The following is a 15889-nucleotide window of genomic DNA, read 5'->3' on the forward strand; positions in this document are numbered from 1 at the left end:
CACAAGTTATTATAAATATAAAATTATGCTTGTAGCAGTGAAATATCGGCTACTTTTAAAAATAAACTTTGCAGTTTCTTTAACAAAGCTAATCGATTTAACTTTATCTGTTCATTGTCAACCATTACCATAACTGATTCAAAAAATACATCAACTGGCACTTTAAGTGAAGACAGTTCAACTAATGCATCTTGATAACGACCTTCATTGAAATATGGTTCAAGTTTATCAGTTAATATAGCCACTTGTTTGGCTAATTCACCTTCAGCCCCAGCTTCTAATAACGCGACATTAACTTTTTCAGGAATAGCCATTTCAGTTTTGGATAAGATGTTAGATACTCGTTTATTAGCTTCTGCTAATGATGATGATTCAGGTAAGGTTCTAAAATAGGTGACAGCCTTAACTCGAGCATCAAAATCTGCCGGTTTAGTTGGGTTGAGAGCCAATACTGCTTGGATAGTATCAATAGCAAAACCTTGTTCTTGGTACCAAGCTCGAAAACGACCTTGCATAAAGCTAACTATATCCTGAATAGCATTTTTATTACTAAGTTTATCGCCATATAGTGATGTAGCAAAATTAGATAAATCGACAAGATCGAGTGGTAAATTTTTTTCTACAATAATTCGCAAAACACCAATAGCAGCACGGCGCAGTGCAAATGGATCTTTATCACCTTTAGGAAATTGACCAATACCAAAAATACCTGCTAGTGTATCCATTTTTTCAGCAATGGACACTGCACTTGATACTAAAGTACTTGGCAGTTCATCACCAGAAAAACGAGGTTTATATTGTTCTTCAATGGCAGTTGCTACCTCAATACCTTCGCCATCTTTGAGTGCTAAGTATCGCCCAATAATACCTTGGGTTTCAGGAAACTCGAATACGGTATTGGTGACTAAATCACATTTAGTCAACTTTCCTGCTCGTTTGGCTTGCTCAGTATTAGCACCAATCTTTTCAGCAATAAAACCTGACAATGCTTCTATTCGTAGCGCTTTGTCTTTAACGGTACCAAGTTGTTGTTGGAATAAAACAGTTTCGAGACGAGAAAGACGAGCTTCTAAGCATTGTTTTAAATCAGTTTTATAAAAAAACTCTGCATCAGCGAGGCGTGGACGAACGACCTTTTCATTACCAGAAATAACCACTTGTGGATCTTTGGACTCAATATTAGCAACAAAAATAAAGTTAGGTAATAATTTCCCTTGTTTATCATAGACTGGAAAATATTTTTGATCGCCTTTCATCGTATAAACTAGTGATTCGGCAGGAACATCAAGGAATCTTTCTTCAAATTTAGCGGTTAATACCACCGGCCATTCAACTAATGATGAAACTTCTTCAAGTAAGCTTTCAGTCAAATCAGCTTTACCATTAAGTATAGCTGCAGCTTCTTCTGCTTGCTGTTTAATAATTGCTTTACGTTTATCGTAATCTGCAATAACTTTGCCTCGTTGTTCTAATATCTGTGGATATTGATCAGCATTATCAATGGTAAATTGTTGTTCACCCATGAAACGGTGCCCACGAATAATACGGCCAGATTCGATATCCAAGATAGTACCTGGTACAAGTTCATTACCATATAACATTGTAACAGTATGACTTGGGCGAATAAATTCGACTTGGCGAGCCGCCCAACGCATCGGTTTTGGAATTGGTAATTTACCTAAGGCATTTTTAACCATATCACATAGAAGGTTAACTACTGGCTGACCTTTTTGGTTGTGTGTATATGACAGCCATTCACCTTTATCCGTTTGTATACGTTCAGCTTGATCTATAGTGATACCACAACCCCGAGCCCAACCCTCTGCTGCTTTGGTTGGATTACCATTACTATCGAAAGCGGCGCTAACAGCTGGACCACGTTTAATGATCTGGCTATCAGGTTGGGTATCATTAAGATTTAAAACTTTTAATGCTAAACGACGAGGAGATGCGTACCAAAGTACTTCTCCATGTTCTAATTTGGCATTATCGAGTTGTTCAATAAAATTGGTAGCAAAGCTTTCAGCTAAGGTACGCAGTGATTTTGGAGGTAACTCTTCTGTACCAATCTCTACTAAAAATGTTTTTTGCATAATATATACTTTCCTACTTTGATACAGTTTCACTTAGACATGAATTTTGGCACATTGGGAATCCGAGTGCTTCACGTGATGCATAGTATGCTTCAGCCACCATTTTGGTTAATGCACGGATACGTAAAATGTAACGTTGTCTTTCCGTCACTGAAATTGCTTTACGCGCATCGAGTAAGTTAAAGCAGTGTGCCGCTTTTAAGATACGTTCATAAGCGGGTAGAGGCAGTGGTTTTTCTAACTCTAGTAACATTTTTGCTTCTTTTTCATGTTGTTCAAAACAATAGAATAAGAAATCAATATTGGCATATTCAAAATTATAAGTAGATTGTTCAACTTCATTTTGATGAAATACATCACCGTAAGTAGTCTTACCAAATGCACCATCACTCCAAACTAGATCATAAACACTATCCACACCTTGAATATACATAGCAAGACGTTCAAGACCATAAGTAATTTCACCAGTGACAGGTTTACACTCTAGTCCGCCTACTTGTTGAAAGTAAGTAAATTGTGTCACTTCCATACCATTTAACCAAACTTCCCAACCTAGCCCCCATGCTCCAAGAGTAGGATTTTCCCAATTATCTTCAACAAAGCGAATATCATTAATAGTAGGATCTAAACCAAGTTCTTTTAATGATCCCAAATAAAGCTCTTGGATGTTATCTGGGGATGGTTTTAAGATAACTTGAAATTGATAATAATGTTGTAGCCTATTCGGGTTTTCACCATAACGACCATCAGTTGGCCGGCGAGATGGTTGTACATAAGCAGCATTAATAGGTTCTGGTCCAAGTGCCCGTAAACAAGTCATTGGGTGTGATGTACCCGCACCAACTTCCATATCTAATGGTTGGATCACGGTGCAACCTTGATTTGCCCAGTAATCTTGTAGCGTAAGAATTAAACCCTGAAAGGTTTTTACATTAAACTTTTGCATGATGTTATCTTTATGGTTGAGTTAGTTATTGCGATAATTTAAATAGTTTTATATTTTATACTTTTTATTAGTTATTGTGAAATGCCTAATCTTTGCATATTACAATATATTATTAATATTATCTCAATGTTTAAAATAGTTTTCATTTTGCATCTTTACCTATTTGTAGGTATAGTGGATTATCTGTATAGCTTGGTAATTAATTATAAATAAAACACCATGTCCTGTTATAAATTTTTGATTATCTTTTTAATTGGTCTGTTGAATCTCAATTTTTCGTATGCTGATGATAATCAGCAGCTACAAACTTTACGTCGTTCTATTCAAGAACAAGAGAACCGCTTAGCTGAACAGAAAAAAGAACGAACCCAATTAGTTAATGACCTCAAGGAGCAAGAAACCGAAATTGCCAACTTGCTGACATCCATTGAAAAAAATAGTATTTCCTTAAAAAAGCTTGATATTGAAGTTAATAATTTAATAAAACAAATTAATGAACTAATAATTAAGCAAAAACAACAGCGCAATGTATTATCAAAACAACTAGAAAGTGCTTTTAAACTAGGGAAAATGACTGGTTTAGAACTCATTTTTTCCAATAAAGAAAGTGAGCGTAATGAACGTATTATAAATTATTATGGATATATTAATGAGGCGAGAGAACAACAAATAAATGCACTTCGTGACACTCAATCACAACTTAATAATAAAAGAATTATTTTGCAAAAAAAGCAAACATCACAAAAAGAATTACAAAACAAACAAAAACAAGTTCAAATAGGGTTGGAAAAAAATCGCCAAAATCGCCAAAAAACGATTAGTGCTCTTGAATCCTCAATGCAGGTAAATCAACAAAAATTAGCAGAACTTCGTGATAATGAAGCAAAACTTCAAGCAAAAATAGCTCAAGCGGAAAAAGAAAGTCGCCGTTTAGCTGAAGAAGAAGCAAGGCAGGCGAAGCATATAGCAGAAAAACAGAAAAATACCAATTACATACTTAATTCAGATGAAAAGTCATTAATGGCACGAGTTAGTGGAATTGGCAAACCACAACATCAGTTCAATTGGCCTGTTACTGGTAGTATAGCTCATCGATTTGGTGAATCTTTACAAGGTGAACTTCACTGGAAAGGAATAGTCATTAATGCAAAAGATGGGATCCAAGTCAACGCGATTACCGATGGGCGGGTAATACTAGCTAGTTGGTTACAAGGTTATGGTTTTGTGGTGGCTCTAGAACATGGTAAAGGAGATATGAGTTTATACGGTTATAATCAACGGCTACTGGTTAATGTTGGCGATAAAGTTCAAGGTGGTCAAGCTATTGCTTTGGTTGGTGCTAGTGGTGGTCAAAATACGCCAGGGTTATATTTTGAAATTCGTCGTGATGGTAAAGCCCTTGATCCAAAAGGGTGGCTAAAATGATTAATTTTCGTTTTATTTTTACACTCATCATAACTTTATTTATGTTAAATATTCAATGTGTTTGGGCAGCAAAGTTAGTTCTAGTTATTGATGATTTTGGTTACCGTCAACGTAATGAAGAACAAATTATTTCGTTTTCACCAAACATAACAGTTGCAGTATTACCTCACTCCCCAAATGCAAAACATATTGCAACTTTAGCTCATAACCATGGTAATGATGTCATTATTCATTTACCAATGGCTCCAATGGGTAAACAACCATTGGAGAAAGATACGTTATTTCCCTATATGAATGAAATTGAAGTTCAAAGAATTGTCACCAATGCTATTGAACGTGTTCCTTATGCGATCGGTGTTAATAATCATATGGGGAGTTTAATGACATCTAATTTAAATGGTATGCAACATGTTATGAAAGCGCTTAGCCATTACCCAATGTTTTTTTTAGATAGCAAAACTATTGGTAAAACTAAAGTAAAACAAGCCGCTAGTGGTTATAATATCCCAGTTATTAGTCGAGATGTTTTTTTAGATGATGAACAAAAAGAGAATAGTATTGCTCATCAATTTGATTTAGCTGTAGCAATTGCACGTAAAAATGGATATGCAATTGCTATAGGTCACCCTCACCCACAAACAGTAAATGTTTTAAGGAGTAAGTTAGCTAATTTACCTGTAGATATTGAATTAATTAAACTTAGCCAGTTAATCACTCCATTGCCTTCAATCACACAACCCAAAAATGTCACTTTAAAAGATTTTATTGAAAAATATAAAAAGTTAATTAACGATATATATCTTTTTTATAATTCAAAAGAAAAATAATTATTTCTTTTCTAATGTGCGATGGCGAGTTTGTACTTGTTTATTGCGTGTTCGGAATAATTCGGCTAGTTGTTCAGCAATAAAAACTGAACGATGTTGTCCTCCAGTACAACCGATAGCAATGGTTAAATAACTACGGTTATTTTTTTCTAGCATTGGGAACCATTGTTGTAAATAATATGCGGTTTGATAGATAAAATTATTTACCTCTGGTTGTTGTGACAAGAAATCTTTCACAGCTTGATCTAATCCGGTTAAAGGTCGTAAATTTGCATCCCAATGAGGATTTGGTAAAAAACGTACATCAAATACAAAATCAGCATCAATAGGTAAACCATGCTTAAAGCCAAAAGATTCAAAAATAATAGTTAATTCTCGTTCTTTTTTGCCTAAAATTCGGGTTCTTAAAATATCCGATAATTCATGAACGGAAAGATTATCAGTATTGATAACTAAATCAGCATGGGATTTTAGTGGTTCTAAATACTTACCTTCACGTTCGATAGCTTCTTCTAAAGAAAAATGTAGCTCAGATAATGGGTGGGTTCTTCTTGTTTCACTATAACGGCGAATCAGAGTATTGCGGCTACAATCTAAAAAAATCATTTCAGGGAAAATAGATTCTGGTAATCGTTGAATAATATCCTGATTAAAATTGAATTTTTCTGGTAAATTTCGAATATCAATACTGACAGCAACAGGAGTATTATTATTTTCTAGCGCATTGGCTAATTGTGGTAATAAAACTACTGGAATATTATCAACGCAATAAAAACCCATATCTTCTAGTGCTCGTAATGCAATTGATTTGCCTGAGCCAGAACGACCACTTACTATCATTAGAATCACAGCATTAACTCCAATATAATTGATTGATTAAGTATATACTTTTTAATTCTAAATATACAATTGTAAGTAGAAAGAAGATTATTTATTAACCACCGCAAAATTAAAATTCAGTTGTGATTTTTTTTATTAGTTGCTTAAGAGCTTGACCTCTATGTGAGATCTGGCTTTTGTGTTCTTTTGTCAATTCAGCAGCGGTGCAACCTAGCTCAGGAATATAAAAAAGTGGATCATAACCAAAACCACCATCGCCACGCGCTTCATTTAAAATCAAGCCATGCCATTTCCCTAAACAAATAATAGGGGTCGGATCTTTTTCATGACGCATAAAAACTAGAGCACAGTAAAAATAAGCTGTGCGTTTTTCTTTAGGTGTATTGGCTAATGCTTGTAGTAATTTTTGATTGTTGTTTTTGTCGTTACCATGTTCACCAGCATATCGAGCTGAATAGATTCCTGGCTCACCATCTAATTCGTGAACGACTAAGCCCGAATCGTCAGCAATAGTTGGTAGCCCAGTTAATTTTGCTGTATGTCTTGCTTTTAATATAGCATTTTCGACAAATGTTAAACCTGTTTCATCAGCATCAGGTACATTAAATTCACTTTGTGCGATAATATTAAAGCCAGCATCGGCAAGTAATTTTTGTAATTCATTTACTTTACCTTGATTATTGGTTGCTAGAACTATTTTTTGCATTTTGATTTCCTTAACATAATTACTCATTTTTCATTAAGTAATCATTTTGGTTGAATTATTCGGTTTAATTTTATTTAAAAATCAGGTTCACAGCTAAAAGTCATACTTTCTCCTGTTTTGGGATGATTAAAAGTAAGAAGCTGTGCGTGTAATAACAATCTTTTTGACATCGAAAAAGCTTCCGAAGTCGCATAAAATTTATCACCTAAAATTGGATGACCAATCGCTTGCATATGAACACGTAATTGGTGAGATCTTCCAGTAAAAGGAAATAATTTAACTCGCGTGGTGTTATCTGGATTTCTGGAAATGACTTGATATTCGGTTAATGCATGTTTACCATTTTCCATGTCAATCATTTGCCTAGGACGATTTGGCCAATCACAACTTAAAGGCAATTCAATAATACCTGTATCGTTTTTTAAGTGTCCAAATACTACTGCTATGTATTGTTTTTTAGGTATTCTTTCTCTAAACTGCTTTTTTATTTCCCGATCGGCTAATTTAGATAATGCGGCAATCATAATTCCACTTGTTGCCATATCTAAGCGATGCACTGATTCAACATAACTATATTTTTGTTGTAGACGGTAAATAATACTATCAATAAATTGAGGTTTATTACCTGAAACAGATAATATTCCAGGTTGCTTATTAACCGCAACAATATGATCATCTTGATATAAAATAGAAAGCCAAGGATTAATTGGTGGATGGTATTCTAAAAGCATTTGTGTGTGACAATTTGTAAACTAAAATTGCCACACATTTTAACAAAATAAATAGAAAGTGTCAGTTCTACAAGATGGTTATTTTCTCCAAATTGATTTTTTATTAGGGGAAAATAGTTGTGAAATAAGAACAGCTAAACCAACAACAAGATAACAAGCAAAAATAATGATCATCCATTGTGACATTTCGATGGTGAGGAATGACCAAAGTTTTTCGGCACAAGAACCATATGCATTAAATATACTTGGGAACCATTCATTTAATGATAACCATGATGGAAATTGCACATTAACAGAACATGTATCCCCGAGGTTAGGAGCAAATTGTAATTGTGCTTGAAATGTAGCTAAGTTAAAGCCTTTGAAAGCACTAAATAACCATATTAAAATTGCAATCATCCGTAAAATAATATTTTGTGAAGCAATAATACCAATAATACTAGCGAATAAAATTCCTAGAAGGGCGCAACGCTGATAGATGCAAAGTGTACAAGGAGGAAGGCCTAATCCATGCTGAAAATATAATGCTGTTATTTCAAAAATAATGACGGAAAGGGAAAGTAAAAGCCAAGCAATCCTTCCTCGAGAGTATTGATTCAGCAGTGATAACATACTATTTTATTCCTCCATATTCCGTTATAATTATCTTGCTATTTTTATTCTAACGGTAAGTGTAGTTTATTTTAGAATAATGTAAATGACTTTTATTTATGACGGTGGATTAATCATCTCTTATGGACTCTTACGCGCCAAACACAAAATTGCAGGTCTCATTTATAACTATTTCGGAAGATAATGTGACTCAAAGAATAGATAATTTTTTGATTACACATCTAAAAGGGGTACCTAAAAGTAAGATCTATCGGATTTTACGTAAAGGTGAAGTCAGAGTTAATAAAAAAAGAATTAAACCCGAATATAAATTAGAAATAGGGGATGAAATTCGTATTCCACCTATTCGTATAGCCGAAAGATCATCACCTGAAATATCAAATAAACTTAATAGAGTAGCTGAACTTGAAAATGCAATTATTTATGAAGATGATGTTATTTTAGCCATTAATAAGCCGTCAGGCATTGCAGTACATGGTGGTAGTGGCCTTAGTTTTGGCGTAATTGAGGGCTTACGAGCGCTAAGACCTGAGGCAAAGTTTTTAGAGTTAGTACATCGAATTGATCGTGAAACATCGGGTATTTTATTAATCGCTAAAAAACGATCTGCTCTAAAATCTTTACATGAGCAACTTCGACTTAAGCAAATGCAAAAAAATTATCTTGCATTAGTGAGAGGTAATTGGCCTTCCGAATGTAAAGTGGTTCAAGCACCATTACTAAAAAATGTTTTGAAAAGTGGTGAACGGGTAGTCAAAGTTGATAAAGAAGGCAAACCTTCAGAAACTCGCTTTAAAGTTGAAGAACGTTTTAATTTTGCTACTCTTATCAAAGCTAGTCCGGTTACGGGACGAACCCATCAGATTAGAGTGCATACTCAATATGTAAATCATCCGATTGCTTTTGATGATCGTTACGGGGATAGTCAATTTGATGCAATGTTAATAAATACCAAACTTAATCGGTTATTTTTACATGCTTCTAATGTAAAATTTATTCATCCAAAAACTATGCAAGAAATGCAATTGCATGCGCCAATGGATAAAATTTTGCAAGCTTGTTTAGCTGAAATCCGAAATGGTAAATTTCAATCTACAGAATTTTAAATAAAAAAGGTAGTTTAAAAGAATGAAAGATCTTAATTTATATTTAATTAGACACGGACAAACAGAATGGAATATTAAAGATCATATGCAAGGATCCCTAAATTCACCATTGACATCAGAGGGTATTTTAGGTGCTAAAGTGACCGGAAAACATCTAAAAAACATCCCTTTCATGCAAGCATATTCAAGTAATAAGCAACGAGCAATGGAAACCAGAGATTATATTGTTAATGAAAATAATCTAACGATTCCTACTTATGAGCTTGCTGATTTGAGTGAAATGGATTTTGGTATATGGGAAGGTAAACATGTACCATCACTAAAAAAAGAAGTCCCTGAATTTATTACTTATCTAACTGATCCGGTTAATTTTGATGCTTCAGTAAATCAAGGTGAAAACTATTTGGATGTGCTTGCTCGTATGCAACGAGCTTTAAATACAATTATTGAAAATGCTCCACAAGATAAAGGTAATATTTTGGTGGTTTCGCATGGTACTGTTTTACGTCTTTTACTGTGTGTATTAAATGGTGGTGATTGGCGTTTACATCGCGATCAAGATTACTTTCCGCGTACATTGAATACCAGCATTAGTGTGGTTAATTATAGACAGGATAAAAATCAATCTGAAGGACAATATACGGTTAAATCTTACAATAATGTTGATCATTTAGTTAACTAATAAATTGCATATTAATTATTATTTTCTCGGCTAGTGCATTTCTACACCAGTCGAGGAATTATAAATAACAATAATATTTATCGTTTATATGCAGCATAACGCTTCTGTAGTTGTTGTAATTGACTGATTCTAGCATCGATTTTTGATACCATGGTTTGGTTACCTTGGATTTGATTTTTGGCATTTTGTAACAATTGGATAGATTGTTTAAATTGGCCTTGCAAAGCAACTAACTCAGCACGAGCAGACATTTCTTGTGCTCTGGAACGTAGCCCTCCATATGCAGTAATAAGTAGATCCCAGCCATTCATATCATCATTATGATCGTAAGTATAACGATGTAGCAAACTAACAGCTTGTTGATAATTTTTATTTTTTACATAAGCGTTAGCTAAATTTAATTGTAGTGCTGAACTATCTGGTGCTTTTTTCAAAGCAGTTTGCAAACGATTAATTGCTCCACTGATATTATTCGACTCTAAATCAATATCTGTCATTAAATCTATATACCAAATATTATTTGGGTCATTATCCAATAATGGTTGTAATTGTTGTTTAGCTTTTTGGTAGTTACCACCACGATAGTCAGTGAGAGCACCACAATAAACAATTGCAATTTTACTTTGTGGGTCATTTATTTTTTTGTAATCTTCAACTAATAATTTTCCAGTATCTTTATATCTACTTAACAACACAGCCAGTCGTGCTTTAGCTAAATAATAATTAAGTGAGGGATTAACATTTTTTTTACTATATTGCATCGAGCGGTTGCGAATATCGGTTAAACGGCTATTTGGTAAAGGGTGAGTAAGTAAAATTTCGGGAGGCTTACTGGAAAAACGAGTTTGGTCAGCTAATTTTTGTAAAAATTCCGATGATGCAAAAGGATCAAATCCGGCTTTTGCTAATGTACGTAAACCAACTCTATCTGCTTCTTGTTCATTGCTTTGAGTAAAACTGATCATACTTTGCGCTGAACCCGCCATGGTACTAGTCATTGCAGCCATTCCTATTTCGGGATCCGCTAGTGTGAGTAAAATAGAACCTAATGTTGCCCCCCACACATAAGGGCTATTACGATTTTGGGCTTCCATTGCACGAGCTAAATGCCGTTGGGTAACATGACCAATTTCGTGTGCCATCACAGAAGCTAATTGACTTTCAGTATCGGTATCTAAGATAAGTTTGGAATGGATAACTACGTTGCCACCAAAAAAAGCAAACGCATTAAGTACATTGCTCTGTATAATATAAAAATGAAAAGGTGTTTGTACTGATTCTGACTTGGAGACTAATTTCTTACCTAAATCATTAATATATTGATTTAAAACAGGATCATTAATAATTGGAGCATCAGCTCGCAACATTCGCATATAATAATCACCCATCTCCATCTCTTGCCCAATACTTAATGTCGAGGCGGCAGCGGTTCCAATATCAGGAAGGGTTATATTATCAGCATTAGCCATAAAAGAACTGTGCAATATCGATGTAGATAATATAAGCGCTACTATTTTTTTTAACATTAATTCATCCAATTCAAATTAACTCTAAGTGCAATTATTTTAGCCGAAAAATAACACAATATCACTTCGAATTTATAATCATATTAATCAAAATATTAAGAATAATAAATAGCTATATTCTTTAGGAAAGTGTGATTTAAATTCTATTATAAATTAGCAAGACAGGACTAGTGGAACACTGCCTCACGAATTTTTACAATATCTGCATTTTCAATATATTTAACAATGTTGGGGTAAATATTAGAATGATGACCAAATTCTGGTTGCATTAATTCATTAATAGCTTGAGATTTAGTCCATTTTTGAAAAACTAAACGATACATCGCAACAACAACACCAGTACGGTCGCTGCCATGCCAGCAATGAATTAATATTGGTTTTGGTGATTTATTGATAACTTTTAACGTTTCAATAATTTTTTCATCAGTGATTTTCCCTGCTCGTAACTTAATCGGGACTTCAGTAATTGTAGTGTTGGTTATTTCATCTTGATCACTATGCCATAATCGTAAATTAATGACAGTTTTAACCCCTAATTCTGCCAGATATTGCATCTGTTGAGGGGAAGGTTGTTCCGAGCGGTATATCTCTTCCGATATTTTATAAAAATTATTGGGTAACCTATCATTAGGATTAATTTGTGATCGACAGCCAGTTATTATTAGCAATAAATAACATAAAACCAAATAGCTAAATATTTTAGTCATATTATTAGAATGATAAAACAACGATTGTTTGGATGTACGTTTCATTATTGCTAATTACTGTATTTGAGATATTTAAACAAGATTACAGTGATTTTTAATAAACTCAATTATACTATCGGTTTTTACCATTTCTTTATCTTTACCAGCACGATGTTTATATTCAACTTCACCATTATCAAGATTACGTTCGCCAATTACAATAGTATGAGGAATACCAATAAGTTCAGCATCCGCAAACATTACACCCGGACGTTCTTTTCGATCATCAAATAACACCTCAATTCCTGCTGCTTGTAAATCAGCATAGATTTTTTCTGCGGTGGTCTGTACTTTTTCAGATTTATGCATGTTCATTGGGATTATTACTACACTAAATGGGGCAATAGCTTCAGGCCAGATAATACCTTTATCATCATGACATTGTTCTATTGCGGCAGCTACTATTCGGCTCACACCAATACCGTAACACCCCATAATCATTACATGATTTTGTCCATCTTCACCTTGAACCGTTGCTTTCATTGCTTCAGAGTATTTTGTGCCAAGTTGGAAAATATGGCCAACTTCAATGCCCCGTTTAATCTGCAAAGTGCCTTTACCATCAGGACTAATATCACCTTCAACTACATTACGAATATCTTCAATACGTGGTAAGGCTACATCTCGTTGCCAATTGATATTAAAATAGTGTTTGTGATCGATATTAGCACCAGCACTAAAGTCATTCATTATTGCTACATCCCGATCGATAATGATGGGCATGTTTAAATTAATTGGACCTAATGAACCTGGACCTGCGTTAACTAATGAACGAATTTCTTCTTCAGTTGCAAATTGAAGTGGAGAGTCCACAATATCAATTTTTTCAGCTTTAATTTCATTTAAGGTATGATCACCACGCACTAATAAAGCAACTAATTGATGACCACTTTCTTTACTTGCCTTAACTACTAGGGTTTTAACTGTTTTCTCGATTGGTACATTGAATTGTTCTACTAATTCATCAATAGTTTTGGCATTTGGGGTGTCAATTAATTGTAGATCTTTAGTTGGTTGTAAGCGTTCATTAGTTGGTGCCAATGCTTGAGCCATTTCGATATTGGCTGCATAGTCAGATTCGGTTGAAAAAACAATATCATCTTCTCCACTATCAGCTAATACCTGAAATTCATGTGACCAATTTCCACCAATTGATCCCGTATCAGCCCGTACAGCTCTAAAGTTTAAGCCGGTGCGGGTAAAAATTGCACTATAGGCCTTATACATATCATCGTAAGTTTGTTGCAATGATTCTTGGGAAGTATGAAATGAATATGCATCTTTCATAATGAATTCACGTGAACGCATAACACCAAAACGTGGACGAACTTCATCACGGAATTTAGTTTGAATTTGATAAATATTAAGCGGTAATTGTTTATAAGAACTGACTTCGTTACGAAGTAAGTCAGTAATCACTTCTTCGTGGGTTGGACCTAAGACAAAATCACGGTCACCGCGATCTTTTATTCGAAGTAATTCCGGTCCATATTGTTCCCAACGACCACTTTCTTGCCAGATATCAGCGGGTTGAACTACTGGCATTAATACTTCGATTGCGCCAGCTTTGTTCATTTCTTCACGAACAATATTTTCGACTTTTTTTAGTACTCGATAACCTGTGGGAAGCCAAGTATACAACCCAGCTGCAACTTTACGGATCATTCCAGCACGTAACATTAATTGATGGCTAATTACTTCAGCATCGGCTGGAGTTTCTTTTAAAGTAGAAAGAAGATATTTACTGGTTCGCATGAATTTATCCCAAAAAATAATTAAATTATTAATATAATAAAAATGTTGATTAGTTTAGCAGTACCAAGCACAACACTAAAGTAATTTTTAAGTTTAAATAAATCCGATAGGTATTAAATTATCATCAACAACAATAAGTTTATTTTTTAAGTTATTTATAAATAATTACTACAATATATTTTATTACATTCTATTTATAGGTAATTATCAATAAAGAGCTGTTAACTTAGATGTCAAATCAAAAATATTTACAATATCAATTTTCTATTAACAAATTTAGAACTATTTTAGTTTAATTCTTCATTTATTATTAAATTGCTATATATTGCACACTTTAATGGAATCAGAAATGATACTTTATCAATTATTAGCTTAATAAGTATCAAAACAGATATCATGCATCTATTTGATTATTATTAATTTTTTTAATTTTGTGTGATGAAGATCACACTATAGAGGTCTTTAAATTGATATTATATGTCCATGTTATTTTAAAGGGAGAAATTTAATATGGGCAATGTCATATCTAATGAGGATATTAAAACTACACAAAAAGAATCAAAATTACCAAAATGGCGTAAAAGTGATACTTTATGGATGCTTAGTCTTTACGGTACGGCGATCGGTGCCGGAGTACTTTTTCTACCAATTAATGCAGGCGTAGGTGGATTAATACCATTATTAGTGATGCTAGTGCTTGCTTTTCCAATGACTTTCTTTGCTCATCAAGCTTTATGTCGATTTGTGTTGTCTGGCAAAAGTCGAGACGGAGATATTACGGTGGTTGTTGAAGAGGCTTTTGGCCGTACAGCAGGTAATTGGATAACAGTACTTTATTTTTTTGCAATTTACCCCATTTTATTAGTTTATAGTGTTGGTATAACTAATACTGTAGATAGTTTTATAACTCATCAGCTAGGAATGGTAGCGCCACCAAGAGCTTTACTGTCATTTATTTTAGTTGCTTTTTTAATGTTAATTGTCCACTTTGGGGAAGAATTGATTGTTAAAGTTATGTCAATCTTGGTGTTTCCATTTATAACTGTTTTAATGATTCTAGCATTATTCTTAATTCCTGAATGGAATGGTGAAATTTTTACTAATTTCTCATTGAGCAATAGTAGTAGTGAAGGTGGTCGAAGTATTTTAATGACACTATGGCTAGTGATACCTGTAATGGTATTTGCATTTAATCATTCACCAATTATCTCATCCTTAGCAGTAGCAAAACGTAAAGAATATGGTGAAAATTTTGCAGAACCAAAATGCACTAAAATTATTGCCGCAAGTAATATAATGATGGTTATGACTGTAATGTTTTTTGTTTTCAGTTGTGCACTTTGCTTAACTCCGGCAGAGCTACTCGAGGCTAAAGCACAAAATATTTCAACATTATCGTATTTGGCTAATCGATTTAATTCACCAGTAATTGAATATATTGGGCCGCCAATTGCCTTTATTGCTATGGCTAAATCATTTTTAGGTCATTATTTGGGTGGTAAAGAAGGCTTTAATGGTATTGTTAATAAAGCTTTACGTAGTCGTGGTAAAACAATTTCGCAAAAGAAGCTTGATAAAATTGCTATCTTATTCATGCTTGTCACTGCGTGGGGAATTGCAACACTTAATCCGAGTATTTTAGGACTAATAGAGTCTCTTGGTGGTCCAATCCTTGCAATATTATTGTTCTTAATGCCAATGTATGCAATTCATAAATTACCAGCATTAGCAAAATATCGCGGAAAACTAACTAATGTTTTTATTGTTATCATGGGTCTTATAGCGATATCTGCCGCAATTTATAATTTAATTTAAAAGTACTATATATTCATTATTATTCAAAATAAAACGCCGCCGTTCTTCGTCGGCGGAAAAAGTTAGCAGGCATGCGACT

At 33.9% G+C, this 15889-nt stretch carries 14 protein-coding genes; 5 read left to right on the top strand and 9 right to left on the bottom strand.

From position 1 onward, the window contains the following. Positions 1-23: 23 nt before the first annotated feature. Complete coding sequence (gene glyS / locus A9G12_RS01910) at positions 24-2096, bottom strand: glycine--tRNA ligase subunit beta (protein WP_065564271.1); 2073 nt, start codon at positions 2094-2096, stop codon at positions 24-26. 10 nt (positions 2097-2106) lie between these two features. Further along, positions 2107-3039 (bottom strand): glycine--tRNA ligase subunit alpha, encoded by a 933-nt coding sequence (gene glyQ / locus A9G12_RS01915; RefSeq protein ID WP_065564198.1) that lies wholly within the window; start codon positions 3037-3039, stop codon positions 2107-2109. 219 nt (positions 3040-3258) lie between these two features. Between glyQ and envC the strand changes: the two genes are divergently transcribed. Together envC and A9G12_RS01925 are read left to right on the top strand one after the other, a co-directional pair. Then, positions 3259-4464: a murein hydrolase activator EnvC gene (gene envC, locus A9G12_RS01920; protein WP_065564199.1), complete on the top strand. Its 1206-nt coding sequence runs from the start codon at positions 3259-3261 to the stop codon at positions 4462-4464. Next, positions 4461-5291: a divergent polysaccharide deacetylase family protein gene (locus A9G12_RS01925; RefSeq protein WP_065564200.1), complete on the top strand. Its 831-nt coding sequence runs from the start codon at positions 4461-4463 to the stop codon at positions 5289-5291. The genes envC and A9G12_RS01925 overlap by 4 nt, the downstream gene beginning before the upstream one ends. On the opposite strand, the gene rapZ is transcribed toward A9G12_RS01925, so the two are convergent. The 4 genes from rapZ to dsbB all read right to left on the bottom strand — a co-directional run bounded on the left by rapZ (position 5292) and on the right by dsbB (position 8180). Further along, positions 5292-6140: an RNase adapter RapZ gene (rapZ, locus tag A9G12_RS01930; protein ID WP_065564201.1), complete on the bottom strand. Its 849-nt coding sequence runs from the start codon at positions 6138-6140 to the stop codon at positions 5292-5294. Between the two features lie 100 nt (positions 6141-6240). Continuing rightward, positions 6241-6837 (bottom strand): XTP/dITP diphosphatase, encoded by a 597-nt coding sequence (locus tag A9G12_RS01935; protein WP_065564202.1) that lies wholly within the window; start codon positions 6835-6837, stop codon positions 6241-6243. A 74-nt stretch (positions 6838-6911) separates the two neighbouring features. Beyond that, entirely contained in the window at positions 6912-7568 is a 657-nt protein-coding gene (rluA, locus tag A9G12_RS01940; protein WP_065564203.1) for a bifunctional tRNA pseudouridine(32) synthase/23S rRNA pseudouridine(746) synthase RluA, read from the bottom strand. Between the two features lie 78 nt (positions 7569-7646). Next, the gene (dsbB, locus tag A9G12_RS01945; protein WP_065564204.1) at positions 7647-8180 is read right to left on the bottom strand and encodes a disulfide bond formation protein DsbB; all 534 of its coding nucleotides are present in this window, start codon (positions 8178-8180) and stop codon (positions 7647-7649) included. A gap of 122 nt (positions 8181-8302) precedes the next feature. Here dsbB and rluC point away from each other — a divergent pair, with 122 nt between their 5' ends. Next, positions 8303-9286 carry a 23S rRNA pseudouridine(955/2504/2580) synthase RluC gene (gene rluC, locus A9G12_RS01950; protein WP_065564205.1) on the top strand — a complete coding sequence of 328 codons (984 nt, stop codon included), beginning with the start codon at positions 8303-8305 and terminating at the stop codon, positions 9284-9286. A 22-nt stretch (positions 9287-9308) separates the two neighbouring features. Further along, a complete protein-coding gene (locus A9G12_RS01955) occupies positions 9309-9968 on the top strand; it encodes a histidine phosphatase family protein (RefSeq protein ID WP_065564206.1) in 660 nt (219 codons plus the stop codon). 77 nt (positions 9969-10045) lie between these two features. On the opposite strand, the gene A9G12_RS01960 is transcribed toward A9G12_RS01955, so the two are convergent. The 3 genes from A9G12_RS01960 to proS all read right to left on the bottom strand — a co-directional run bounded on the left by A9G12_RS01960 (position 10046) and on the right by proS (position 13995). Beyond that, positions 10046-11494 (bottom strand): beta-barrel assembly-enhancing protease, encoded by a 1449-nt coding sequence (locus tag A9G12_RS01960; protein ID WP_065564207.1) that lies wholly within the window; start codon positions 11492-11494, stop codon positions 10046-10048. Between the two features lie 167 nt (positions 11495-11661). Next, complete coding sequence (locus A9G12_RS01965; RefSeq protein ID WP_081299620.1) at positions 11662-12246, bottom strand: fused DSP-PTPase phosphatase/NAD kinase-like protein; 585 nt, start codon at positions 12244-12246, stop codon at positions 11662-11664. A 27-nt stretch (positions 12247-12273) separates the two neighbouring features. Next, positions 12274-13995, bottom strand: coding sequence for a proline--tRNA ligase (proS, locus tag A9G12_RS01970; protein WP_065564208.1), 1722 nt, complete (start codon positions 13993-13995; stop codon positions 12274-12276). Between the two features lie 510 nt (positions 13996-14505). Here proS and A9G12_RS01975 point away from each other — a divergent pair. Further along, positions 14506-15810 (top strand): serine/threonine transporter, encoded by a 1305-nt coding sequence (locus tag A9G12_RS01975; RefSeq protein WP_141674092.1) that lies wholly within the window; start codon positions 14506-14508, stop codon positions 15808-15810. Positions 15811-15889: the final 79 nt, after the last annotated feature.

The organism is Gilliamella sp. wkB112 (assembly GCF_001690685.1).
Classification (GTDB): domain Bacteria; phylum Pseudomonadota; class Gammaproteobacteria; order Enterobacterales; family Orbaceae; genus Gilliamella; species Gilliamella apicola_J.

Excerpts from the sequence above, each read along its gene's own strand:
- envC (WP_065564199.1), top strand. The coding sequence starts at position 3,259 with ATGTCCTGTTATAAATTTTTGATTATCTTTTTAATTGGTCTGTTGAAT.
- A9G12_RS01960 (WP_065564207.1), bottom strand. The coding sequence starts at position 11,494 with ATGTTAAAAAAAATAGTAGCGCTTATATTATCTACATCGATATTGCAC.
- proS (WP_065564208.1), bottom strand. The coding sequence starts at position 13,995 with ATGCGAACCAGTAAATATCTTCTTTCTACTTTAAAAGAAACTCCAGCC.
- A9G12_RS01935 (WP_065564202.1), bottom strand. The coding sequence starts at position 6,837 with ATGCAAAAAATAGTTCTAGCAACCAATAATCAAGGTAAAGTAAATGAA.
- A9G12_RS01955 (WP_065564206.1), top strand. The coding sequence starts at position 9,309 with ATGAAAGATCTTAATTTATATTTAATTAGACACGGACAAACAGAATGG.
- A9G12_RS01975 (WP_141674092.1), top strand. The coding sequence starts at position 14,506 with ATGGGCAATGTCATATCTAATGAGGATATTAAAACTACACAAAAAGAA.
- A9G12_RS01925 (WP_065564200.1), top strand. The coding sequence starts at position 4,461 with ATGATTAATTTTCGTTTTATTTTTACACTCATCATAACTTTATTTATG.
- rluC (WP_065564205.1), top strand. The coding sequence starts at position 8,303 with ATGGACTCTTACGCGCCAAACACAAAATTGCAGGTCTCATTTATAACT.
- A9G12_RS01965 (WP_081299620.1), bottom strand. The coding sequence starts at position 12,246 with ATGAAACGTACATCCAAACAATCGTTGTTTTATCATTCTAATAATATG.
- glyQ (WP_065564198.1), bottom strand. The coding sequence starts at position 3,039 with ATGCAAAAGTTTAATGTAAAAACCTTTCAGGGTTTAATTCTTACGCTA.
- dsbB (WP_065564204.1), bottom strand. The coding sequence starts at position 8,180 with ATGTTATCACTGCTGAATCAATACTCTCGAGGAAGGATTGCTTGGCTT.
- rluA (WP_065564203.1), bottom strand. The coding sequence starts at position 7,568 with ATGCTTTTAGAATACCATCCACCAATTAATCCTTGGCTTTCTATTTTA.